The organism is Pseudothioclava nitratireducens, from assembly GCF_029210495.1.
GTDB lineage: Bacteria > Pseudomonadota > Alphaproteobacteria > Rhodobacterales > Rhodobacteraceae > Pseudothioclava > Pseudothioclava nitratireducens.
Genome location: NZ_JARGDK010000002.1, coordinates 49,941 through 73,571, shown reverse-complemented (window position 1 = coordinate 73,571; position 23,631 = coordinate 49,941). Strand labels below are relative to the sequence as shown.

19 protein-coding genes and 1 tRNA gene are annotated in these 23,631 nt (G+C 64.6%); 7 read left to right on the top strand and 13 right to left on the bottom strand.

Annotated elements, in window-relative coordinates; translation table 11 throughout:
- Positions 1-14: 14 nt before the first annotated feature.
- Entirely contained in the window at positions 15-1,415 is a 1,401-nt protein-coding gene (gltX, locus tag P0X85_RS02545; RefSeq protein ID WP_275807959.1) for a glutamate--tRNA ligase, read from the bottom strand.
- 110 nt (positions 1,416-1,525) lie between these two features.
- Between gltX and P0X85_RS02540 the strand changes: the two genes are divergently transcribed.
- Entirely contained in the window at positions 1,526-3,640 is a 2,115-nt protein-coding gene (locus tag P0X85_RS02540; RefSeq protein ID WP_275807956.1) for a ComEC/Rec2 family competence protein, read from the top strand.
- A 58-nt stretch (positions 3,641-3,698) separates the two neighbouring features.
- On the opposite strand, the gene lexA is transcribed toward P0X85_RS02540, so the two are convergent.
- The 6 genes from lexA to P0X85_RS02510 form a co-directional block, all read right to left on the bottom strand.
- Positions 3,699-4,388 carry a transcriptional repressor LexA gene (gene lexA / locus P0X85_RS02535; RefSeq protein ID WP_275807953.1) on the bottom strand — a complete coding sequence of 230 codons (690 nt, stop codon included), beginning with the start codon at positions 4,386-4,388 and terminating at the stop codon, positions 3,699-3,701.
- A gap of 93 nt (positions 4,389-4,481) precedes the next feature.
- The gene (locus P0X85_RS02530; protein WP_275807950.1) at positions 4,482-5,669 is read right to left on the bottom strand and encodes a molybdopterin molybdotransferase MoeA; all 1,188 of its coding nucleotides are present in this window, start codon (positions 5,667-5,669) and stop codon (positions 4,482-4,484) included.
- 18 nt (positions 5,670-5,687) lie between these two features.
- Positions 5,688-6,158, bottom strand: a complete 471-nt coding sequence (gene moaC / locus P0X85_RS02525) for a cyclic pyranopterin monophosphate synthase MoaC (protein ID WP_275807947.1) — start codon at positions 6,156-6,158, stop codon at positions 5,688-5,690.
- On the bottom strand, positions 6,155-6,949 hold the full coding sequence (trpC, locus tag P0X85_RS02520; RefSeq protein ID WP_275807944.1) for an indole-3-glycerol phosphate synthase TrpC: 795 nt from the start codon (positions 6,947-6,949) through the stop codon (positions 6,155-6,157). Before trpC ends, moaC begins: the two co-directional genes overlap by 4 nt.
- Complete coding sequence (trpD, locus tag P0X85_RS02515) at positions 6,946-7,968, bottom strand: anthranilate phosphoribosyltransferase (RefSeq protein ID WP_275807941.1); 1,023 nt, start codon at positions 7,966-7,968, stop codon at positions 6,946-6,948. The genes trpC and trpD overlap by 4 nt, the downstream gene beginning before the upstream one ends.
- Positions 7,965-8,552, bottom strand: a complete 588-nt coding sequence (locus tag P0X85_RS02510) for an anthranilate synthase component II (RefSeq protein WP_275807938.1) — start codon at positions 8,550-8,552, stop codon at positions 7,965-7,967. The genes trpD and P0X85_RS02510 overlap by 4 nt, the downstream gene beginning before the upstream one ends.
- Before the next feature lie 172 nt (positions 8,553-8,724).
- Here P0X85_RS02510 and P0X85_RS02505 point away from each other — a divergent pair, with 172 nt between their 5' ends.
- Positions 8,725-10,293 carry a divergent polysaccharide deacetylase family protein gene (locus tag P0X85_RS02505; protein ID WP_275807935.1) on the top strand — a complete coding sequence of 523 codons (1,569 nt, stop codon included), beginning with the start codon at positions 8,725-8,727 and terminating at the stop codon, positions 10,291-10,293.
- Between the two features lie 76 nt (positions 10,294-10,369).
- Here P0X85_RS02505 and trpE read toward each other — a convergent pair whose 3' ends face one another.
- From trpE to fabI, 6 genes are all read right to left on the bottom strand, one after another.
- On the bottom strand, positions 10,370-11,878 hold the full coding sequence (trpE, locus tag P0X85_RS02500) for an anthranilate synthase component I (protein WP_275807932.1): 1,509 nt from the start codon (positions 11,876-11,878) through the stop codon (positions 10,370-10,372).
- A gap of 11 nt (positions 11,879-11,889) precedes the next feature.
- A complete protein-coding gene (locus tag P0X85_RS02495; RefSeq protein WP_275807929.1) occupies positions 11,890-13,740 on the bottom strand; it encodes a peptidyl-prolyl cis-trans isomerase in 1,851 nt (616 codons plus the stop codon).
- Positions 13,741-13,808: 68 nt separating this feature from the next.
- Positions 13,809-14,987, bottom strand: coding sequence for an aminotransferase (locus P0X85_RS02490; protein ID WP_275807927.1), 1,179 nt, complete (start codon positions 14,985-14,987; stop codon positions 13,809-13,811).
- Between the two features lie 119 nt (positions 14,988-15,106).
- The gene (gene gpt / locus P0X85_RS02485) at positions 15,107-15,610 is read right to left on the bottom strand and encodes a xanthine phosphoribosyltransferase (protein ID WP_275807923.1); all 504 of its coding nucleotides are present in this window, start codon (positions 15,608-15,610) and stop codon (positions 15,107-15,109) included.
- Positions 15,611-15,620: 10 nt separating this feature from the next.
- On the bottom strand, positions 15,621-16,241 hold the full coding sequence (locus P0X85_RS02480) for a LysE family translocator (protein WP_275807920.1): 621 nt from the start codon (positions 16,239-16,241) through the stop codon (positions 15,621-15,623).
- Positions 16,242-16,256: 15 nt separating this feature from the next.
- Entirely contained in the window at positions 16,257-17,075 is an 819-nt protein-coding gene (fabI, locus tag P0X85_RS02475; protein ID WP_275807917.1) for an enoyl-ACP reductase FabI, read from the bottom strand.
- A gap of 166 nt (positions 17,076-17,241) precedes the next feature.
- Here fabI and pdxH point away from each other — a divergent pair, with 166 nt between their 5' ends.
- The 5 genes from pdxH to P0X85_RS02450 all read left to right on the top strand — a co-directional run bounded on the left by pdxH (position 17,242) and on the right by P0X85_RS02450 (position 23,456).
- Positions 17,242-17,865, top strand: a complete 624-nt coding sequence (gene pdxH / locus P0X85_RS02470) for a pyridoxamine 5'-phosphate oxidase (protein WP_275807913.1) — start codon at positions 17,242-17,244, stop codon at positions 17,863-17,865.
- Between the two features lie 140 nt (positions 17,866-18,005).
- Positions 18,006-18,536, top strand: coding sequence for a cold-shock protein (locus tag P0X85_RS02465; RefSeq protein WP_275807910.1), 531 nt, complete (start codon positions 18,006-18,008; stop codon positions 18,534-18,536).
- On the top strand, positions 18,509-19,000 hold the full coding sequence (locus tag P0X85_RS02460) for a DUF192 domain-containing protein (protein WP_275807907.1): 492 nt from the start codon (positions 18,509-18,511) through the stop codon (positions 18,998-19,000). Before P0X85_RS02465 ends, P0X85_RS02460 begins: the two co-directional genes overlap by 28 nt.
- 48 nt (positions 19,001-19,048) lie before the next feature.
- Positions 19,049-19,125, top strand: a tRNA-Pro gene (locus tag P0X85_RS02455).
- A 638-nt stretch (positions 19,126-19,763) separates the two neighbouring features.
- Positions 19,764-23,456, top strand: a complete 3,693-nt coding sequence (locus P0X85_RS02450) for a vitamin B12-dependent ribonucleotide reductase (RefSeq protein WP_275807904.1) — start codon at positions 19,764-19,766, stop codon at positions 23,454-23,456.
- Positions 23,457-23,631 lie beyond the last annotated feature (175 nt).

Below are 23,631 nucleotides of genomic sequence, written 5' to 3'. Positions count from 1 at the left end.
AAAGCGGCCAGGCCTCAGGCCGCTTGATCTTGGATTCGGGCCAGGGATTCCTCCCGGCCCAGTACAAGCATCATATCGAAGACACTGGGGGTCGCCGCGCGCCCAGCGAGCGCCGCACGCAGCGGACCTGCGAGCTTGCCGAACCCGATCTCATGGGCTTCGGCAACGCTTGTGGCGACCGCTTCCAGTTCGTCACGCGTCCAGCTAGCACTTTGCAGCTTTGCCGTCAATTCATTCAGTATACCACGGGATACAGGGTCGAGTGCCTTCGCCGCTTTCTCTTCGATGTCGATCGGTCGGGAGGCCAGAATGAACTCTGCCTTTTCAAGGAGTTCCGGGAATGTCTTCGCGCGATCCTTGAGGCAGAAAAGCCCTGCCTCCATCAGCGCACGCTGGTTCTGCGTCAGCGCAGGGCGGCCCGAAGCTTCCAAAAACGCCTCAATTTCGGGCAGCAGCGCGGCGTCCTCGGCAGCGGCGATATGCTGGCCGCAAATATTGGCGAGTTTCTTGAAATCCAGCCGCGCCGGAGAGCGCCCGATTCCCTTCAGGTCGAACCATTCCAGCGCCTGCGCATCGGTGAAGAACTCGTCATCGCCGTGGCTCCAGCCAAGGCGGCACAGGTAGTTGCGCATGCCCGCCGCCGGGTAGCCCATGACCTGATATTCCTCGAGCCCGACCGCGCCGTGGCGTTTCGACAGTTTCTTGCCGTCCGGGCCATGGATCAGCGGGATATGCGCGAAGACCGGCACGTCCCAGCCCATCGCATTGTAGACCTGCACCTGCCGCGCGGCATTGGTGAGGTGGTCATCCCCCCGGATCACATGGGTCACGCCCATATCATGGTCATCGACGACAACGGCCAGCATGTAGGTCGGGGTACCATCGGAGCGTAAACAAACCATGTCATCGAGCTGATCGTTGCGGATGGTCACCTCGCCCTGCACCTCATCGCGGATCACGGTCGCGCCCTCGCGGGGCGCTTTCACGCGCACGACATAGGGGGTGTCGGGATGCGTGGAGGGGTCTGCGTCGCGCCAGGGGCTTTGGAAGAGGGTCGAGCGGCCTTCGGCACGCGCGGCTTCGCGGAAAGCCTCGATCTCATCCTGCGTCGAGAAACACTTATACGCCGCGCCACGCGCGAGCATTTCATGGGCCACCTCGGCATGGCGGTCGGCGCGGGCGAACTGGCTCATCGGCTCGCCGTCGTAGTCGAGGCCGAGCCATTCCAGACCCTTCAGGATCGCCGCCGTTGCCTCGGGCGTCGAGCGCGCCCGGTCGGTATCCTCGATCCGTAGCAGGAACTTGCCGCCCCGTCCGCGCGCATAGAGCCAGTTAAACAGCGCCGTGCGTGCGCCGCCGATATGCAGATAGCCGGTCGGGGAGGGGGCGAAGCGGGTGACGATCTGGTCGCTCATGGATCAGCCTTTCTGCGCGCGGGTCGGGGCCGCGTTAACCTTTCGGAAACCATAAAGCCGTTAGGCTTTCTCGACCGGATGCATAAGCAGCCTTGGGCGGAGAAACAAGCGTGGGATCGGGGTTCGAGCGCGGGATCGAAGAGGGCGCGGCATCGCCGGACTGGCGGCGCTGGCCATGGCTGCGCGCGCTCTGGGCGGGGATCGGTGATCCCTGGGGGGCGATGGCGCGCGCGCGGGTGGATCTGGTGCTGTGGATGCCGGTGGCGCTGTCATGCGGGATCGGGGCCTATTTCGCGCTCAGTTTCGAGCCGCGCCTGTCGCATTTCCTGATCGCAGGTGTCGTGGCGTTGGCGGCCCTGACTCTGTGGGTGCGTGGTGCAGAGGCCCTGCGCTTCCCCGCGGCCTGCATCACCCTCGTCCTTCTGGGTTTCATTATGGCGGGCGTGCGCGCGCATCAGGTTTCTGCACCGGTTCTGGGCTTTCGTTATTACGGTCCCGTAGAGGGGCGCATCGTGCAGGTTGACCGCTCCGGCACGGATCGGATTCGCCTGTTGCTTGATCAGGTCGTGCTCGAACGCATACCCCCCGAGCGCACGCCAGCACGCGTCCGCCTGTCGCTCCATGGCGACCAAAACCATCTCGATGCCGTGCCGGGACTGCGCGTCATGCTCACCGGGCATCTCCAGCCGCCATCGCCGCCCGCCGCGCCCGAAGCCTATGATTTCCGCCGCAACGCGTGGTTTCAGGGGCTGGGTGCCGTTGGCTACGTTCGCGCGCCTGTCATGGTCGTCTCCGCGCCCGAACCCGATGACCGCGCGCTTGCGGGGCACAGGCTGCGGATGCGGTTGTCGCAAGCGATTCAGGGGCGGATCGAGGGCCAGGCGGGCGCGGTCGCAGCGGCGCTGCTGACCGGCGACCGCTCGGGCATCTCAGTTGCCACGAACGAGGCGATGCGCGCTTCGAACCTCTATCATATCATCTCGATTTCGGGGCTGCATATGGGGATGGTGGCTGGCTTCGTCTTTGCCGCGCTGCGCTACGGCTTTGCTGGGCTGGGCGGTCCGGCGTTACGCTGGCCGGCCAAGAAGATTGCGGCCTTTGTCGCGCTGATGGCCGCCACGCTTTACCTGTGGGTCGCCGGGCCGCAAATCGCCACACAGCGCGCCTGGATCATGGCGGCGGTGATGCTGATCGCGGTGATGCTGGACCGGCGTGCGTTGAGCCTGCGGACAGTGGCGCTCGCGGCGACGCTGCTTTTGCTGTGGGAACCCGAGAGCCTCACCGAGCCGGGCTTTCAGATGTCCTTTGCGGCGACGGTGGCGCTGATCCTCGCCTTTGGCCCATGGGGACGGGTCAGCCCGCATATCCCACGGCTTTTGCGTCCGGTGGCGATGCTGGTGCTGACCTCGGCGGTGGCGGGGGCTGCGACGGCCCCGATCACGGCGGCGCATTTCCACCGGATGTCGGAATACGGGCTTCTGGCGAACCTGCTGGCAGTGCCGGTGATGGGGACGTTCGTGATGCCCGCCGGGGTGATCGCCGCGCTTCTTGCACCGCTCGGTCTCGCGGCGCCGGCGCTTTGGGTGATGGAGCAGGGGACACGCTGGATGCTCTGGGTCGCGGAGTTTGTCTCTGGCCTCGAGGGCGCGACATTTGCGGTCGCCAATCCTCCCGGGGCCGTGCTGCCCTTGATGGCGGCTGGGGCCGTGGCGCTTGGGATCGGGCGGGGCGCGTTGCGCAGCCTCGGCGGCATCGCCTGCATCGCTTCGATCGCGCTTTGGGCGACAGCCCCTCGCCCGGCTTTGCTCATCGCGCCCGAGGGAGAGTTGCTGGGCCTGCTGACACCCGCCGGGCGTGTGCTGTCGAAATCGGGTGCGGGATTCGTCGCCTCTCGCTGGCTGGAGGCGGATGGGGATGACGCGGCCCCGGAGGCGGCGGCATCGCGTGCGGGGTTCGGCGGTCCAAAAGGCGCGCGCGTTGCGGAGTATCAGGGGCGTCCGCTGATCCACCTGACGGGCAAGGGCGCATTGGACGCATTGCCCCGGCTGTGTCGGGATGGCGCTCTGGTGGTGCTTGCCGCACGCGCGCCCGAGGGCGATTGGCGTGAGTGTGATCTTTGGGATCAGACACGTCTGACAGAAACTGGCGCTGTCTCGTTCGATACCGAGGGCCGATTGACGACGACGTTCGCCCATATCGGTGCGCGGCTTTGGACGCGCAAATAACGACCAGATGTGACGAAGGCGCCCCCGAGAGGGCGCCGTTTATGCCGTCACATCAACTTCAGTAGCTGCGGATCAGCCCAACCAGACGGCCTTGCACCTTGATCTGATCGTCGCGCAGGAGCCGTGTTTCATAGGCGGGGTTTGCCGCTTCGAGCGCGATCATCCCGTTGCGGCGATAAAAGCGCTTGAGCGTCGCCTCGTGATCCTCGACCAGCGCGACCACGATATCGCCATTCTCGGCGGTGGTCTGTTCGCGGATCACGACGATGTCGCCATCATTGATCCCGGCCTCGATCATCGAGTCGCCTTTGACCTCCAGAGCGTAATGCTCGCCGCGCCCACCGATCATCGAGCCGGGCACCGCAACATGGTGCGAGACCTCGGAAATCGCCTCGATCGGCACACCTGCGGCGATCCGGCCCATCACCGGAAGCTCCAGCGCATGAACGGTGTCGATCGGCATCGCGCCGGCGGGCGGATCGGTCTTGTCGCCCTCGATCACACGCGGCGAGAACCCGCCCTTTTTCTCCAGCGTGTCGGGCAGTTTCACGATCTCGATGGCACGCGCCCGATGGGCGAGGCGGCGAATGAAGCCGCGCTCCTCAAGCGCCGTAATCAGCCGGTGAATCCCCGATTTGGAGCGCAGATCGAGCGCGTCTTTCATCTCGTCGAACGAAGGCGGAACGCCATCGCGGGCCATCCGTTTTTGGATAAATTCCAACAATTCCAGTTGTTTGCGCGTCAGCATCGGCTTCCCTTCGTGACAGACAGCACCCAGAGTTCGCCTTAAGTTCTAATCTTGTTCGGCTTTCGTGTCAACGCCGCCGCGCCGATCCCTGGATCACAGCGGCAGATACCCGACGATGTCACCCGCGGCTCGCGGGCCGTCCCCCAAGGGCCGCACAAGCAGGGCGTCTGCCTCGGAGAGCACGCCCAAGAGCGCGGAATCCTGGTTGGAGAAGGCCGTGATCGCGGGCAGGGCGCCGTCTTGTGGGGTCAGTTTCGCACGCATGTAATGGGTGCGCGGGCCGGTGGGGCCGACAGGATCGGTCAGCACGGCCTGTTGCAGCCGGTGCCCCGCCTCGAGCCCCTGCATCCGCTCCAGCATCGGCAGCAGGAACAGGTGCCCGCAGACCGTCGCGGAGACCGGATTGCCGGGCAAACCGAGCATTGCCGCATCGCCCAGACGCCCGGCCATCAGGGGCTTACCCGGACGCATTGCGATCTTCCAGAAGGCGCGCTCCAGACCAAGCTCTGCCGCGACCGTGCCGACCAGATCATGCTCGCCCACCGAGGCGCCGCCCGAGGTCACCACAAGATCGGCCCCTTGGGCGAGCGCAAAGACCGTCCGCAGGCTTTCGGCATCGTCGCGCGCGATCGGCAGCATCCGCACCTCTGCCCCGGCGGCTTCGGCCATCGCGCCGATGAGGAAGTTGTTCGAACACAGGATCTGATCGGGGCCGGGGCTTTCGCCGGGCATGACCAGCTCGTCGCCGGTGGCGATGATCGCCACGACCGGACGGCGGTGCACGGCAACCTCGGGCACGTTCATCGCCGCCAGCAAGCCGAGATCGCGGGCGCTCAGCCGCCGCTTGGGGTGGAAGGACTCACCCTTGGTGAAATCCTGTCCAAGCGGACGAATATTGTGATTGCTTTCCAGCGTTTCGGGCAGCGTGATGGTGTCGCCGCTGCGCGTGACATTCTCCTGTAGCACGACCACGCCGGTATCGGCGGGCACGGGGGCGCCGGTGAAGATGCGAACCGCCTGACCCCGAGCCAGCGTGCCGCCAAAGCTGCGACCGGCGGCGGCCTCACCCTCGACCACCTTCAACCGGGCGCCGGGCTGATGGTCGGCTTCGGCCAGCCAATAGCCATCCATCGCAGAGGCCGAAAAGGGCGGTTGGTTCAGCCCCGCAATGGCGGGTGCCGCCATGACTCGCCCAAGCGCGTCGCGCAGGGCCACGGTTTCGGCCTCGAGCGGCGCCACCAGCGCCAGCACTTTCTCCAGGGCATCCTGAACCGGGATCATCTTCACGTCCTACTTTAATTAAGCCTCGTAACGACCTGATTTTCCGCCATCTTTTAGGGTAACGCGGATAACTTCGATGACCATGGATTTCTCGACCGCCTTGAGCATGTCATAGACGGTGAGCCCCGCGACCGAGACCGCCGTCAGCGCCTCCATCTCGACGCCGGTCTGGCCCGAGGTCTTGACCGTGGCCGAAATCCGAACCCCCGGAAGATCGGTGTCGGGCGTCAGATCGAGCGTCACCTTGGTGATCGGCAGCGGGTGGCAAAGCGGGATCAGATCGGCGGTTTTCTTGGCCGCCATGATCCCGGCAATCCGCGCGATCCCCAGCACATCGCCCTTCTTCGCGGTCCCCTTGAGGACATAGTCCAGCGTCTCGGGCCGCATGCGCACCGCACCTTCGGCCACCGCGATACGGTCGGTCACGGCCTTCTCCGAGACATCGACCATATGGGCTTGGCCGTCCTTGTCGAAATGGCTGAGACTCATGCGACCTCCAGAAGCGTTTTCGTAGCGGCGGCGACATCGTCCTGTCGCATCAGGCTTTCACCGATCAGGAAGCGCCGCGCGCCGATGGCGGCCATATCGGCCAGATCGGCGGGGGTGAAAAGGCCGCTCTCGCAGACCAGATCGCGGCCTTCGCCAAGGATCGTCGGCGCAAGCTGGCGGGTCACGTCGAGCGTTACCTCAAAGGTCTTGAGGTTGCGGTTGTTCACGCCCAAGAGCGGCGAGCGCGTGACTTTCAGCGCGCGGTCGAGTTCTTCGGCGTCATGAACCTCGACCAGCACATCCATGCCCCAGTCGAAGGCGGCGGCCTCCAGTTCGGCGGCGAGCGCGTCCTCGACCGAGGCCATGATGATCAGGATGCAATCAGCCCCCCAGGCGCGGGCCTCGGCCACCTGATAGATGTCATAGAGGAAATCCTTGCGCAGCGCCGGCAACGAACACGCATCGCGCGCGGCGGTCAGGAACTCGGGCGCGCCCTGGAACGAGGGCGTATCGGTGAGCACCGACAGGCAGGCAGCGCCCCCGGCCTCATAGGCGCGGGCGAGCGCGGGCGGGTCGAAATCGGGGCGAATGAGGCCCTTCGATGGCGAGGCTTTCTTGATCTCGGCAATCAACCCGTATCCGGTTTCCGTCTTTGCGGTCAGGGACTTGGCGAAACCACGGGTGGGGGCTTGCGCGCGCGCGGCCGCCTCTACCTCTGCAAGCGGGCGGGCTGCTTTCGCAGCAGCGACTTCCTCAAGCTTGTAGGCTTTGATCTTGTCGAGAATGTTCATGCGCTCGCCTCTTGCGTGATCCGGGCCAGCGTTTCCAGCGCACGCTGCGCGGCCCCGCTGTCGATGGCCTGAGCGGCGATCTCAACGCCCGATTTCAGGTCAGAGGCCTTGTCGGCGACGACCAGAGCGGCGGCTGCGTTGAGCAAAACGGCATCGCGATAGGCCGATTTCTCGCCTGCGAAGAGGGCGCGGATGGCGGCGGCATTCTCGGCGGGCGTGCCGCCCACGATATCCTTGAACGGATGGACCGGCAGGCCCGCATCCTCGGGGTGGATCGTGAGGCCCTTGACCTTGCCGTTCTCCAGCGCCGCGACTTCGGTCGTGCCGGTGATGGTGATCTCGTCGGTGCCGTCCGACCCGTGTACGAGCCATGCCTTTTCGGAGCCGAGCATCCCGAGCGTTTCCGCCATCGGGAAGATCAGATCGGGCGCGAAGGCCCCGGTCAGTTGCCGCTTGACGCCCGCCGGGTTGGTCAGCGGCCCAAGGATGTTGAAAATCGTCTTGCAGCCCAGCTCAAGCCGCACCGGCATGACATGTTTCATCGCCGGGTGGTGAATTTGCGCCATCATGAAGCCGATACCCGCCTCGCGCAGGCCGCGCTCTGTCGCGGCGGGGCCCGCCATCACATCGACGCCCAGTTCGGTCTGCACATCCGCCGTGCCCGATTTCGAGCTTGCCGCGCGGTTGCCGTGCTTGGCGACCGGGACGCCCGCGCCCGCGACGACAAAGGCCGTGGCGGTAGAGATATTGAGCGTGTGCATCCCGTCGCCACCGGTGCCGACGATATCCATTGCGCCTTCAGGGGCGGTGACGGGGACGCATTTTGCGCGCATCGCGGCGGCGGCGGCGGCATATTCCGCGACCGATTCACCGCGTGCGCGCAGCGCCATCAGCAGCCCGCCGATTTGCGCGGGCGTCGCCTCGCCGTTGAACAGGATTTCGAACGCGGCCTCGGCCTGTGCGCGGCTCAGCGGCCCTTCGGAGGCCGCGAAGATCAGCGGTTTCATCGCGTCGCTCATGCCGCCACCTTCACCTTGGCCTCGTCGAGGAAGTTGCGGATCAGTTGGTGGCCGTGCTCGGAGGCGATGGACTCGGGGTGGAATTGCACGCCCTCGATCAGCAGCTCACGGTGTCGCAGCCCCATGATCATGCCGCCTTCGAGCCATGCAGTGACCTCAAGGCAATCGGGCAGGGTCTCGCGCTCGACGATGAGCGAGTGGTAGCGGGTGGCCTCGAAGGGCGAGGGCAGGCCGCGGAACACGCCTTTGCCGGCGTGATGGATCGTGCCCATCTTGCCGTGCACGATCTCGCCCGCGCGCACGACCTTGCCACCGAAGGCCTCTCCGATGGTCTGATGGCCCAGACACACGCCCAAGAGCGGCAGCTTAGCCTCGGCCGCGGCCAGCGTCAGCGGCAGGCAGATGCCCGCCTGCGCCGGGTCGCAGGGGCCGGGCGAGAGCACGATGGCCTCGGCCCCCATGCCCATCGCGTCCTGAACATTCAGCGCATCATTGCGCACGACCTTCACATCCGCGCCAAGCTCGCCGAAATAATGGACGAGGTTGTAGGTGAAACTGTCGTAATTATCGATGAGCAAAAGCATGGTGGCGGCTTTCTGTCGGCGGTTTTGCGGGATTTCCCGCTTGCTCCGGAATTCAGGGGTGAACCGGAGAATTCGTCGCGCTATACATGCTCAAAGCGCCGCGCCGGGGTCAAGGCCCGAGGGCGAGAATCGCCGCCGCGGGGCATGAGAAAAGGTCGAGAGGGCAGAGCGTATGGCGCGTGGTATGATGGCGGGCATCGGGTCTGGGGCACTGGTGGCGGTGTTGGGCCTTGGCGTCACATCGCTGGTGACGCCTTTGCCCGCCGCGCCCGGCGCCAACCTCAATACGGCGCTCGCTTCTCTCCCCACGCCGACGCCCGCCCTTGATCCGACGCCGGAGGTGCCCGAAGCGGCGGCCCAGAAACCGGCGGCGGCCCCTGCGGCAGAGCCGCCGCCCGTCATCGAGGTTCCCGCGGAATCGGAATTCGCGCGTGGCCCCTCGGATGTCCTGCCACAGCGACCGGACCCTGCCCAGACGCCGGGGCTGCCCGCCGCCGAGGCCCCCGCCGTGCCCGCACCCGAGGCCGACACCGATCAGCTTGCCTTGGCCGGAACCGAACCCGCGGCCCGCCCGGAGGCAATCGACGCGCCGCCCGAGCCGCAATTGGTGCCAGCGCCCGCAGAGAATGCGCTGTCCTCTTATCCGAGCGGCGAAAGCCCGGTGCCGGTGCCGCCGCCCGGCGAGGTGACGACGCCTGCGCTCGCCCCGGTGGAGGCGACGCCACCCGTGCCGCAGCCAGAGCCTCCGTTGGCCGTTGCGCCGGATGCCCCGGCAGAGCAACCCAGCCCCGAGCCGCCGGGTGCTGGCGCGGATGCCGTTCCCATTCTGCCCGCCGAGGAGGCCATGCCGGATAGCGTCGAAGCCCCCGCCAAGCCGCGCGTCATCACCCTGAACAAGCCGAGCGCGGCCCCCGGCACGCCGGCGACCGGCTTTCGCAACGCCGAAGGGGTGACAACGGGTCGCTTGCCGACCATCGGCAAAGGTCGCGCGGAGGAGGCCGAGGCGGCCGCCGATGACGAGGAGGCAGCTGCGCCCGACCTTGACGCGCCGCCGATCCGGCGCTTCGCCCAGAGTTTTGCCGCCCCCGAAAATGTGCCGCTTTATTCGGTGGTTCTGATCGACCCCGGCGTGGCAGCCGGGGGGCTCGACCGCGACACGATCAAGGCGCTTGGCATTCCGATGACCATTGCCATTGACCCCACGCGCCCCGATGCCCGCGCCGCGGCAGAGGCGTTCCGTGCGGACGGGTTCGAGGTGGCGATCCTCGCCAGCGCGATCCCCGAACAGGCCAGCGCGACCGATATCGAAGTGGCGGTCGAGGCTTGGCGCGCGGCCATCCCCGAGGCGGTGGCCGTCGTCGAAGCCCCGCAGCCCGTTTTCCAGAACAAGCGCGCCCTCGTGCAGCCGATGATCGACATTCTCGCCCGCGAAGGGCTGGGTGTCATCACGCAGAATCAGGGCCTCAACGCCGCCGATCAGCTTGCCGCAAGCGCCAAGCTGCCGCGGAGCGCGGTCTGGCGCGTCATTGATCAGGGGCGCGAGCGCGGCCCGGTGATCGAGCGGATGCTGTCGCGCGCGGCGTTCGAGGCGCAAAAGGGTGGGGCGGTCACGGTCATGCTGAGCGCGTGGCCGGAATCGATCGCGGGCCTGAGCGGCTGGGTGCCGGTTGCAGAGAAATCCGTGGCCTTGGCTCCGGCCTCGGCTGTGGCGCTGCGGGCCGAGGGGGTCTCGGTCGAGTAGGCGGGCTCAGCTTGCCTGTCGCATTTAAAAACGGGCCGGAATTCCGGCCCGTTCTCATGTCTGCGCTTGCGTGGCGTTAGCTGTTACCATGGCCCGCGAACAGGCCGGCATCCTCGGCGGCTTTACGCAACGCATTGGATTTGTTGACGGTTTCCTGGAATTCGGCCTCCGGGTCGCTGTCATAGACCACGCCGCCCCCGGCCTGAATGTAAAGCGTCTCATCTTTCACAACAGCGGTGCGCAGCGCGATACACATATCCATCTCGCCATTGGCCGCGAAATAGCCGATGCCGCCGCCATAAATGCCGCGCTTCTCGGGTTCCAGCTCGTCGATGATCTCCATCGCGCGGACCTTGGGCGCACCCGACACCGTCCCCGCCGGAAGCCCGGCAAGCAGCGCCGAGAGGGCGTCTTCGTCCCCGCGCAAGTCGCCCACGACGTTCGAGACGATATGCATCACGTGGCTGTAGCGCTCGATGATGAACTTCTCGGTCGGGCGGACCGTGCCCACCTTTGCCACGCGGCCCACATCGTTGCGGCCAAGATCGAGCAGCATCAGGTGCTCGGCCAACTCTTTCCGGTCGGCCAGCAGGTCCTCTTCGAGTGCTTTGTCCTCAGCGGGCGTCGCCCCACGCGGACGGGTGCCGGCGATCGGACGGATCGTCACCGCGTTCTCGCGCAGCCGCACGAGGATCTCGGGGCTGGCACCGACGATCTGGAAGCCGCCGAAATTAAGGAAAAACATGAAGGGCGAGGGGTTGGTGCGCCGCAGCGAGCGATAGAGCGCGAAGGGCGGCACCGGGAAATCCGCGGCCCAGCGTTGGGCGGGCACGACCTGAAAGATATCGCCCGCACGGATATAGTCCTTGGCCTTCTCCACCGCGGCCATATAGCCCTCTTTGGTGAAGTTGGAGCGGAGCGGCCCGACCTTGGCGGCTTCGCCGAAATCGCGGCTTTGCGCGGGTGCGCGGTCGAGATCGCGCAGCGCATCCATCACCCGCTCTGCGGCCTGCGCATAGGCGGCACGCGCCGAGAGACCCGAGCTCGCCCATGCGGGCGCGCACAGGATCACATCGCCCTTGACGCCGTCGAGCACCGCGACGACCGAAGGGCGCATCAGCACCGCGTCAGGCACGCCGATCGGATCGGGGTTCACATCAGGCAGGTGCTCGACCAGACGGATCATGTCGTAACCGAGATAACCGAAGAGACCCGCAGCGGCCGAGGGCAGCCCCTCGGGCATGTCGATGCGGCTTTCGGCGATCAGCGCGCGCAGGCTCTCGAACGGGTGGCCGGGCAGATCCTCGTAGGTTTCATCGAAGCGCGCATTGCGGTTGATCCGCGCGGCCTCACCGCGGCATTCCCAGATCACGTCCGGTTTCATCCCGATGATCGAGTAGCGCCCGCGCACCTCGCCACCGGTCACGGATTCGAGCATGAACGAGTTCTTCTGGGCATCCGCGAGCTTCATCATCAGGGACACCGGGGTGTCCAGATCGGCGGCGATGCGGGCATAGACGAGCTGGTTCTGGCCCTTGGTCCATGCCTGCTCGAACTGCTCGAAACTGGGAGAGAGTGCGACCACGATGCCCTCCGTTATTGCATTTGCGCCTGCACCGCGGCGATCGCGGCGCTGTCGACGGTCAGCCCGGCCTCGTCCTGCGCAGCGCGTGCGTAGAAGTTCAGAACATCATTGGCGAGCGTTTGCGAAAGCTGACGTTTGACCGTGTCGCGCATCTGCTGAACGGCTTCGCTCTCGGTGTCGGCGGCATTGATGCTTTCGACGCGCAGCACGAGCACCTGACCCGGCCCTTCGACCAGTGCGGCCTTGCCGTTTTCCGCCTCGAAGGCCGCATCGGCAAAGCCCTGCGGCGCACCCTCGACGAAGCCGCGACGGGGCAGATCCGGCTGGGTGGTCACGATCAGGCCCGAGGCAGCCAGATCGGCTCCGGCATCGACAGTGGCGACGATTTCCTCGGCGCGGACGCGTTTGAGCCGTTGCAGCTCATCGGCACGCCATGCGGTTTCGACATCGGCGCGCGCCTCCTCGAAGGGGATCACCGAAGCCGGGGTCTCACCGTCGAGGCGCAGCGCAAACACGCCGCCATCTTCGAGATTGGCAAGCTCCGGGAAGTCTTCGGCGGTGACCTTGCTGGCCGCTTCACGGAAGCCTTCGTAGCCCAGGATATCGTCCTCGGCCTCACCACCCACCGAGACCGTGCCCAGCACCATATCGGTTTCATTGGCCATATCTTCGAGCGTCGCGCCACCGGCCAGACGATCCTCCAGATCGGTGGTCATGTCGCCGATCATACGGCGGGCGCGGTCAAGCGCGGCTTCGGCACTCAGCTCCTCGCGGGCCTCTTCGAAGGTGGTTTCCTGCGCGAGGATGATCGCGTTCATCGAGAAAAGGGCCGGGCCCAGATCGGTCTCGACCGGACCGACAACGCCCGGCGCGTCAAGCGCAAAGACGGCCTCGCCCGCGGCGCCCAGATCTTCTTGCGAAGGCTCGCCCAGATCGGCATCCTCCAGCGTCAGGCCGCGCTCCGCGGCGAGATCGGCAAAGCTTGCCTCACCGGCATCGAAACGGGCCTTGGCGGCCTCGGCCTCTTCAAGCGAGGGGTAGACCAAACGCTCGACCATGCGGCGCTCGGGCTGCACGAATTCGTCGATGCGGGCCTCATAAGCCGCGCGCATCATCTCTTCGTCAAGCTCCACCTTGTCGCGCAGCATGTCCGGGGTCAGCCAGACATAGGAAATCTCGCGCGTGGCGGGGCGGGTGAAACGGTCGGGATTGGCCTCGTAATAGGCTTGCAGCGCGGCATCGTCGGGGGTGCCCACGGCTTCGGTCAGATCGGCCTCGGTCACCTCGGCCCAGCTGATCGTGCGGGTCTCGGTGATGAAGGCGGTATAGGCGTCGATCGCGGCCTCGGAGGCCGGAATGCCCGTCGCCACAGCGGTTTGCAGGATCGAGCTGCCCAGATCGGCGCGCAGACGGGTTTCAAACTCTGCCTCGGTCTGGCCCTGTTGGCGCAGCGTCAGACGATAGGCTTCGCGGTCAAACTTGCCGTCCATGCCCTGAAAGCCGGGTGACTGCGTGATCTGTTCGTGCAGCGCCGCGTCGCCCGCCGAAATACCGATCTCCCGTGCCGCTTCGCGCAGCGCCGCGCGCCCGAAGAGCACGGCCTGCACCTGGCTGTCGAGACCCATCGTGCGTGCCTCTGCGAGCGTGAAGGGGCGCCCGATCTGCTGCGTCGCGCGGTTCATCTCATCCTGAAGCGCGCGGGCATAATCGTTGACCGGGATCTCGGTTTCGCCCACTGCGCCGATGCTGTCGATCTGGCCCGAGAAGTTCGTCATCCCGAAGCCGCCAAGGCCGAGGATCAGCAGGGCGAGCAGCACCCAGACGACCATGCTCTTGCCATGGCTGCGCAGCTTGTTGGACATGCGGGTTCCTCCCGGAATTATCAGGCCGTTTTGGGGTGTTTAGGGCTTTGATCTAGGGGCCGCAAGGCTCAGCGGGCCAAGCCTGCCAGACGTTGCATCAATTCTGCGATGCCGCCCGCGTCGATATTGGCGAAAGCGATGCGCAACTGGCGCTGACCGGCGGGGTCGTCTTTGGGCATGAACATGGTGCCGGGCAGCAAGAGCACACCTGCCTCGCGCACCAGCGCGCGGGCGAAGTCGGGGCTCGGGCGCGGGTCGGGGTGGGCGACATAGGCGAAATAGGCGCCGCAGCCGAGCGTCTCCCAGCCCTCCAGCGCGCCCAACCCCGCGACCATCGCCGCGCGGCGTGCGAGGATCTCGGCGCGCTCGCCTGCCACCCATTGGCGGAGGTTCCGCATCCCCCAAAGTGCTGCGATCTGGCCGAGCTGACCGGGGCAGATCGCGACCGTGTCGAGGAACTTCTCGACCTCGGCCAAGCGGGTTTCGCTTGCCACGATCGCGCCGACGCGGTGTCCGGTCAGGCGGTAAGCCTTTGAAAAACTGTAGAGATGGATGAAGGTATCCGCCCAATCCGGGTCTGTGAACAGATCATGCGGCGCGCCCTCGCGGGCATCGAAATCCCGGTACGTTTCGTCGACGATGAGCGCGATCTTGTGACGCTGCGCGAGGTCGTAGAACGCGCGCACGAGGTCCGCCGGATATTCCGCGCCGCCCGGATTATTCGGGCTAACCAAAACGATGGCGCGGGTCGCGGGCGAAATCAGCGCCTCGGCGGCCTCGGGGTCCGGCAGAAGTCCCGCCCCGGTCGAAAGCGGTACCGTGCGCACGCCAGCCATATCGAGCCACATCTTGTGATTGAAATACCAAGGTGTCGGCAGGATCACCGCGTCCCCCGGCCCCGCCAGCGTCGCCAGTACCGCGCAAAATGCCTGATTGCAGCCCTGCGTGATCGCCACCTGCGAATCGCGGATCCTGCCGCCGTAATCCGCCGACCATTGCTGCGCGATTTCTGCGCGCAGCGCAGGCAGACCGAGAACAGGGCCATAAAGATGCGCCTGCGGGTCGTTCAGCGCGGCTTCGGCAATGGCCTGACGCAAGGCCTCTGGCGGCGGGTCCACGGGCGCCGCCTGGCTCACATTGATGAGCGGGCGCTCCGGCGGGAACTGGACACCGTCAAGCCAGCGCCGTGCCTCCATCACCGGAGGGGCGAAGGTGGCGGCAAGGTTCGGATTGAGCGGAGATGGCATCGCGTGTCCCTATCTGGTGAGGCCCCGATAAGGACATTGGCCCGCGCTTTCATCAAGCCCGAAATACGCCCGCCGGAGGCATCCGACGAGCCGGGCGGCATCCTGCGGCCGTTCCGGGCTTAGTCGGTCCCGCGATAGGGCTGGACGTATTGCAGCGCCATGTCCCACGGGAAGAAGATCCAGGTGTCCTGGCTCACCTCGGTGATGTAGGTGTCGACGAGCGGATTTCCTTTGGGCTTGGCATAGACGGTTGCAAAATGCGCCTTGGGATACATTTGCCGCACAAGCTCTAGCGTCTTGCCGGTATCGACCAGATCGTCGACGATCAGGATGCCCTCGCCATCGCCCATCAGCTCGGCCTGCGGGAATTTCGTGACCTTGGCCTCGCGCTGGTCCTGATGCGAGTAGGACTTGACCGAGATCGTGTCCACCACGCGAATGTCCAACTCGCGCGAGACGATCATCGCGGGCACGAGGCCGCCACGGGTGATGCCGACCACCGCGCGCCATGCGCCATCGTCCGGGCCCTTGCCGTCGAGCCGCCACGCCAGCGCGCGGGCGTCGCGGTGCAGCTGATCCCAGCTGACATGGAAACCTTTTTCATGGGGCAGACGGTCGGTCATGGCGGACTCCTCAGGTCAGGGCGAGCTTGAGGCCAAGCGTGGCCAGCAGCCCACCGAAAATGCGGTCGATCACGGTTTTCAGGTTCAGATAGCCGCGCCGCGTGCGTTCGAGCGAAAAGATGCGGCTGACGATCACGTTCCAGCCGGCATCGTTGAAAAAGATGATCCCGAGGATCGCAGCATAGGCCCAGAGCGGTGCGGCGGGCGGCACGAAGGTCAGGAAGATCGTGCCGAAGAACACCGCCGGCTTAGGGTTGGCAAGCTGAGTCAGGATGCCGAGCCACACCATCCCGAGATTGCTGCGCTGACCTTTGGGCAGGGCGGGGATCTCGGTGTCGAGCGGTTCGGGCGCATGGCGCCACATCTTGAAGGCCAGATAGATCAGGTAAGCCGCGCCCACGAATTTCAGGCCGGTCAGCAGCGCGGGCGCGATCTTGAACAGAACCGCAAGGCCAAAGAGGGCGGCCACCGCCCAGATGCAGGCCCCCAGCCCGATCCCGACGGAAAGCCAGACGCCGCGCGCCATGCCCTCGCGCAGGCTGGTGCGGGCGGCCAGCAGAACGGCGGGGCCGGGCGAGATTGCCGCCGCCAGATGCACGAAATAGATCGCAACAAACGCGGCGAGGCTCATCGCCCGGTTCCTTTCTTATTTGCGGCCCGTGACCGCGTCGATATCGGGGGCATCGACGGCCTTCATGCCGACAACGTGGTAGCCCGCGTCCACGTGCAGGTTTTCGCCCGTGGTGCCGGTGCCCAGATCCGATAGCAGATAGAGCGCGGCCTTGCCGACCTCTTCCTGCGTGACGTTGCGGCGCAGCGGCGAGTTCAGCTCGTTCCACTTCATGATGTAGCGGAAATCCCCGATGCCGCTGGCGGCGAGCGTCTTGATCGGGCCGGCCGAGATCGCGTTGCAGCGGATGCCGACCTTGCCCAGATCCTCGGCGATGTATTTCACCGAAGCTTCAAGCGCGGCCTTGGCGACGCCCATCACGTTATAATGCGGCATCACCTGCTCGGCGCCGTAATAGGTGAGCGTCAGCAGCGAGCCGCCATCGGGCATCATTTTCGACGCGCGCTGGCACACGGCGGTAAAGGAATAGACCGAGATATCCATCGTCATGCGGAAGTTCTCGGCGGAGGTGTCGACATAGCGCCCGCGCAGTTCGGCCTTGTCCGAGAAGCCGATGGCATGGACGAGGAAATCGAGCTTGCCCCAGCGCTTTTCGATCTCGGCGAAGAGCGTGTCGATCGAGTCGCCATCCGAGACATCGCATTCCACGAGGAAATCCGAGCCAACGCTCGCGGCTAGCGGCTCCACGCGTTTTTTCAGCGCATCGCCCTGATACGAAAAGGCAAGTTCCGCCCCCGCATCCGCGAGTTGCTGCGCAATGCCCCAGGCAATCGACTTGTCATTGGCCAGCCCCATGATGAGGCCGCGTTTTCCCGCCATCAGGTTGTTCGACATCGCAGGTCTTCCCCATTTCCCTTTGGTAAGTGCGACAGCATTAGAGAAGAAAGAATGCCGCTTCAAGGTCATGTGAACAAGCCGCGCTGTTGTGCACGGGGCAGATATGGCACTGGAAGCGCGCGCGGATAGCGCCTATCTTGACGCGGAACCCAAGGAGAGCGCCATGAGCGACCGCAGCGGTATTTTTGCAGGCGATAATCCCTTTGTCATCGCTCAGACATGGCTCGATGACGCGACCGAGACGGAGATCAACGATCCCAACGCGATTGCACTGGCGAGCGTGGATGCCGATGGCTTGCCGAATGTGCGCATGGTGTTGCTCAAGGAGATCGAGCAGGGGGCGACGCCCGCCGATGGGGCGTTTGTGTTCTACACGAATTACGGTTCGACCAAGGGACAAGAGATTGCGCTGGCGGGCAAGGCTGCTTTCGTGATGCATTGGAAGTCGCTGCGCCGTCAGGTCCGGGTGCGTGGGCTGTGCGAACGTGTCGAGGGTCCGCAGGCCGACGCCTATTTCGCCTCGCGCTCGCTCAAGTCGCGGCTGGGGGCCTGGGCCTCGCATCAAAGCCAGCCGCTCTCTTCGCGCGGGGCGCTCATGGCCGAGGTGGCGAAGGTAACGGCCCAGCATGGCCCGAGCCCCAAACGTCCCCCGTTCTGGGGTGGTATTCGCATCACCCCGCTGGAGATCGAGTTCTGGGCGGATGGGGCGTTCCGCCTGCATGATCGCTTTGTCTGGCGCAGGCTAAGCGCGCAGTCGGACTGGCAAATTCAGCGGCTCAACCCCTGAATTTCGCGCTTCGTGAATTGAGAGGGTAAGGAAAACCTTACTTTTTGCCCTTGAACCTTGTCGAATTGCTGTGACAGATGGGAGGGGCGTAAGCGCGACCGGTGAGGGCGGCACCGGTGGCGTTCAGGACGGATAGTGAAATGCAGGATAAACAAATGGATGCCCGCAAGGTCTCCGGTAAGGTCAAGTGGTTTGATCCGGTCAAAGGATTCGGCTTCATCGTCGATCCCGAGGGCGGGTCCGATATTCTCTTGCATGCCAATGTGCTTCGGAATTTCGGTCAAAGCTCGGTGGCTGACAATGCCGAGATCGAAGTGATGGCCCAGACGACCGCCCGCGGCGTTCAGGCGATCGAAGTGCTGTCGATCACACTGCCAGAGCACGATCAGATCGCACCCATCGACACGTTGGCCGAGACCGACCCGGAAGAGATCATGGCTCTCCCGCTGGAGCCGGCCCGCGTGAAATGGTTCGAGAAAGCCAAGGGTTTTGGCTTTGCAAATGTGTTCGCGCGCGGTGATGATGTGTTCATTCACATGGAAGTGCTGCGCCGGTCCGGTTTCGCGGATCTTGCGCCGGGAGAGGCGATTTGTTTGCGAGTGGTCGAGGGCAAGCGCGGTCGGATGGCGGCGCAGGTGTTGTCTTGGGACGCGGCGCTGCGCAAAGGCTGAGCGCGACCGCGTTTGCCGCGCTGACGCTGATGGCGCCGGGCGCGCTGGCGGACACAGTCTGTTCCCCCGATCTTGCGCTTCTGGAGACCCCGCAGGGGCGGGTGCAATTCCACGTCGAGATTGCGGATGATGGAGCGGAGCGTTCGCAGGGCCTCATGAACCGCGAGAGCCTCGCGCGGAGTGCCGGGATGCTGTTCGTCTATGAGGAGCCGGTCGAGGTCGGTTTCTGGATGAAGAATACGCTGATTCCGCTCGATATGATCTTCATCGACGAGTCCGGCGCGGTGATTTCGGTGCATGCCAATGCGCGCCCGCATGATCTCACCCCGATCGACTCGGGTGGGCCTGTGCGCTTCGTTCTCGAAATCAATGGCGGGCTGTCGCAGAAGCTCGGCATCGCGCCGGGGACGCTGTTGGCGCATCCGGCGGTCGAGCCCTCGCTTGCGCGTTTGCCCTGCGAGTGAGTCATTGGCTCTTTTCCTTTCTCGCGGCTGCGGCTAGGAAGGGCGCGTCGGGGCGTAGCGCAGCCTGGTAGCGCGTCTGTTTTGGGTACAGAAGGTCGTGAGTTCGAATCTCGCCGCCCCGACCATCCGCCTCCCCTAGATATTGTGGTCATCGTGAATGCGCCGGGCACTCGCCCGAGTCGCAGGTCCGGCATGGTGGCGATCTGAATGAAATCCCTTGAAAACAAGGCTTGCCATCCCTGCAAGAGGTGCGGCTGCGGGGAGGTCTTGGTTGTTTTGCACAGAATTTAGGCGAATTTGGTCAGAATAGCTGTCATTGGAGGACAAGCTGTCGCAAGGTGATAACCTTAATATCCACAAGATATTGTGGTCTGTGGATGAAATTCATCCAGATTGTCAGCTTCCTGTCATAAAATTCTTGAAAACAAGGGAAAATCTGCGTCCGGACTGGCACCTGCGGAGGGGAGACGGATTGTGGATGAATCAACGGGTGTTCATGCCCGGTTCGAGCCCTGCGCCAGTCAACCCGAATTTTGCTCGCAAAGCCGTGAAAGTTTTGTTGACCATAAGGCGGAGCTACGCCAGTTTGTGTCCTGTCAGCCGGTAAGCCACCATATATAGTGGTCGGGGCGGGCGCGGGACAAATCTCAATCGGCCGAACGTGGTTACACGGCCACCTCGCATGACAGTTGCGGGGCCGAAATCGTCTTGCCCTGTTCCAACGGCTTCGCGTTTTGAAAAATTAGGGTATGGGACAGGGCAGATGAAGATCGAACGCAAGTTCACCACCGAGAAATCCGGCGCTTACGGCGATATCGCTTTCACCACCACGGCGTCCGAAATTCGCAACCCCGACGGCAAGATCGTGTTCCGCAACGAGGCGGTCGAAGTCCCCGAGGGCTGGAGCCAGGTGGCGTCCGACGTTCTCGCGCAGAAATACTTCCGCAAGGCCGGCGTGCCCTCGGCTGTGAAGAAGGTGAAGGAAAAAGGCGTTCCGGAATTCCTGTGGCGTTCGGTGCCCGACGAAGAGGCGCTTGCGCAGCTGCCCGAAGAGGCGCGCTTTGGCGGGGAGTCTTCGGCCAAGCAGGTGTTTGATCGTCTCGCGGGCGCTTGGTGCTATTGGGGCTGGAAGGGTGGCTATTTCACCACCGAGGCCGATGCCCAAGCCTATTATGACGAGATGCGCTTCATGCTGGCCGAGCAGATGGCCGCGCCCAACAGCCCGCAATGGTTCAACACCGGCCTGCATTGGGCATATGGCATCGACGGTCCGAGCCAGGGCCACTACTATGTCGACTTCAAGACCGGCAAGCTGACCAAATCGGCCTCGGCCTATGAGCATCCGCAGCCGCATGCCTGCTTCATCCAGTCGGTGCGCGACGATCTGGTGGGTGACGGCGGGATCATGGACCTCTGGGTCCGCGAGGCACGCCTGTTCAAATACGGCTCCGGCACCGGCACCAACTTCTCGTCGCTGCGCGCGGCAAACGAGCCTCTCTCGGGTGGCGGCAAATCCTCGGGCCTGATGGGCTTCCTCAAGATCGGCGATCGCGCGGCGGGCGCGATCAAGTCGGGCGGCACCACGCGCCGCGCGGCCAAGATGGTGATCTGCGACATGGATCACCCGGACATCGAGGAATTCGTCAACTGGAAGGTGATCGAGGAGCAGAAGGTGGCCTCGCTCGTCGCCGGCTCCAAGCTGCATGAGCGCGAACTCAACAAGATCTTCGAGGCGATCCGTCTTTGGGATGGCTCCAGCGAGGACTCGGTTGATCCGGCCAAGAACGAGAGCCTGAAAGAGGCGATCAAATCCGCCAAGCGCGTGATGATCCCGGAAACCTATATCAACCGCGTGCTGCAATATGCGCGGCAGGGCTATTCGAGCATCGAATTCCCGACCTATGACACCGACTGGGACAGCGAGGCCTATGTTTCGGTCTCGGGCCAGAACTCGAACAACTCTGTGCGCGTGACCAACGCCTTCCTGAAGGCGGTCAAGGACGATGCCGATTGGGAACTGATCCGCCGCACCGACGGCAAGGTCGCCAAGACCGTCAAGGCGCGCGACCTCTGGGATCAGGTGGGCCATGCGGCTTGGGCCTGTGCGGACCCGGGCATCCAGTTCCATGACACCGTGAACGAGTGGCACACCTGCCCCGAAGACGGGCAGATCCGCGGCTCGAACCCGTGCTCGGAATACATGTTCCTCGACGATACGGCGTGCAACCTCGCCTCGATGAACCTGCTGACCTTCTACAAGGAAGGCAAGTTCGACGCCGAAGCCTATATGCATGCCACCCGCCTGTGGACCGTGACGCTGGAAATCTCGGTGCTGATGGCGCAATTCCCGTCGCAAGAGATCGCGCAGCGCTCTTATGACTTCCGCACGCTGGGTCTTGGCTATGCCAATATCGGCGGCCTGCTGATGAACATGGGCTATGGCTATGACAGCGACGAGGGCCGCGCGCTGTGCGGTGCGCTGACCGCGATCATGACCGGTGTGTCCTATGCGACCTCGGCCGAGATGGCCGGTGAGCTGGGCGCCTTCCCGGGCTATGCCAAGAACGCCAAGCACATGCTCCGCGTGATCCGCAACCACCGTAACGCGGCCTATGGCAAGACCGAGGGCTACGAGGCGCTGGAAGTGAAGCCGGTCGCGCTCGACCACGGCAATTGCCCGGATGCGTCGCTGGTCGATCTGGCCAAGCAGTCGTGGGACGAGGCGCTGGCGCTGGGTGAGCAGCACGGCTACCGCAACGCGCAGGTCTCGGTGATCGCACCGACCGGCACGATTGGCCTTGTCATGGACTGCGACACGACCGGGATCGAGCCCGACTTCGCGCTGGTGAAGTTCAAGAAGCTCGCAGGCGGCGGCTATTTTAAGATCATCAACCGCTCGGTGCCCGCGGCGCTGGAAACGCTGGGCTATGGCTCGGCGGAGATCGAGGAAATCATCGCCTATGCGGTGGGCCATGCCTCGCTTGGCAACTGCCCCGACATCAACACGACCGCGCTGATCGGCCACGGCTTTGGCGCGCGTGAGCTTGAAAAGATCGAGGCCGCGCTGCCGACCGCCTTCGACATCCGCTTCGTGTTCAACCAGTGGACGCTGGGCGAGGAGTTCTGCACCAAGACGCTGGGCATCCCGGCTGAGAAGCTGAACGATCCGACCTTCGACATGCTGCGTCACCTCGGCTTCACCAAGACGCAGATCGACGCCGCGAACGACCACGTGTGCGGGACCATGACCCTTGAGGGCGCGCCGCATCTGAAGGACGAGCATCTCTCGGTCTTCGATTGCGCCAACCCCTGTGGCAAGAAGGGCAAGCGCTACCTCTCGGTCAACAGCCACATCACCATGATGGCGGCGGCGCAGAGCTTCATCTCGGGCGCGATTTCGAAAACGATCAACATGCCGAACTCGGCCTCGATCGAGGAGACGCTGGCGGCTTATGAACTTAGCTGGTCGCTCGGCATCAAGGCGAACGCGCTCTATCGTGACGGCTCGAAACTGTCGCAGCCGCTGGCGGCCGCGCTGGTCGAGGATGACGAAGAGGCCGAGGAAATCCTCGCCTCCGGTTCCGCGCAGGAAAAAGCCCGCGTGCTGGCCGAGAAGATCGTCGAGAAGGTGGTCGTCAAGGAAGTGGTCCGCTCGCACCGCGAGAAACTGCCGTCGCGTCGCAAGGGCTACACCCAGAAAGCCGTGGTCGGTGGCCACAAGGTCTACCTGCGCACCGGCGAATATGATGACGGTGCGCTGGGCGAGATCTTCATCGACATGCACAAGGAGGGCGCTGGCTTCCGGGCGATGATGAACAACTTCGCCATCGCGGTCTCGGTCGGCCTGCAATACGGTGTGCCGCTCGAAGAGTTCGTGGACGCCTTCACCTTCACCAAGTTCGAACCCGCCGGCATGGTGCAGGGCAACGACTCGATCAAGAATGCGACCTCGATCCTCGACTACGTGTTCCGCGAACTGGCCGTGTCCTATCTCGACCGCACCGATCTGGCCCATGTAAAACCGCAAGGGGCGTCGTTCGACGATCTCGGCGGTGGCAAGGACGAGGGCAAGCAGAATATCGAAGAGCCCTCCGAGGCGGCCGCGTCGAAATCGCTCGAAGTGCTGCGTCAGATCTCCTCGACCGGCTATCTGCGCAAGCGTCTGCCGCAAGAGCTGGTCGTGCTTCAGGGCGGCATGGGCGCCACCGCGCTCGCCGGTGCGATGGACCCGGTCGCGGCGCTGAACACGCTGGTGCCCGAGACCTCTAAACTCGCGGCTTCTGGTGGGGCGACGACGGCGCTCGCCTCCGGCTCGGTGTCGATGGATGCGCGCACCAAGGCCAAGATGCAGGGCTACGAGGGCGAGGCCTGCGGTGATTGCGGCAACTACACGCTGGTGCGCAACGGTACCTGCATGAAGTGCAACACCTGCGGCGCAACGAGCGGGTGCAGCTAAGACAAACCGGCCCTGCGCGACCCGCGCGGGGCCTTTTCATCCGGGGCGGGTGCGCTCGCCCCAGACGCCAAGAAGGCCCAGGCAGAACAAACCAGCTCGGGCGGTGGAACGATGAGCCTGATTGGCGAAACTGGGGGGCTTCGGCCCCCCTTTTTCTGTGCCGCGCCGATATGCA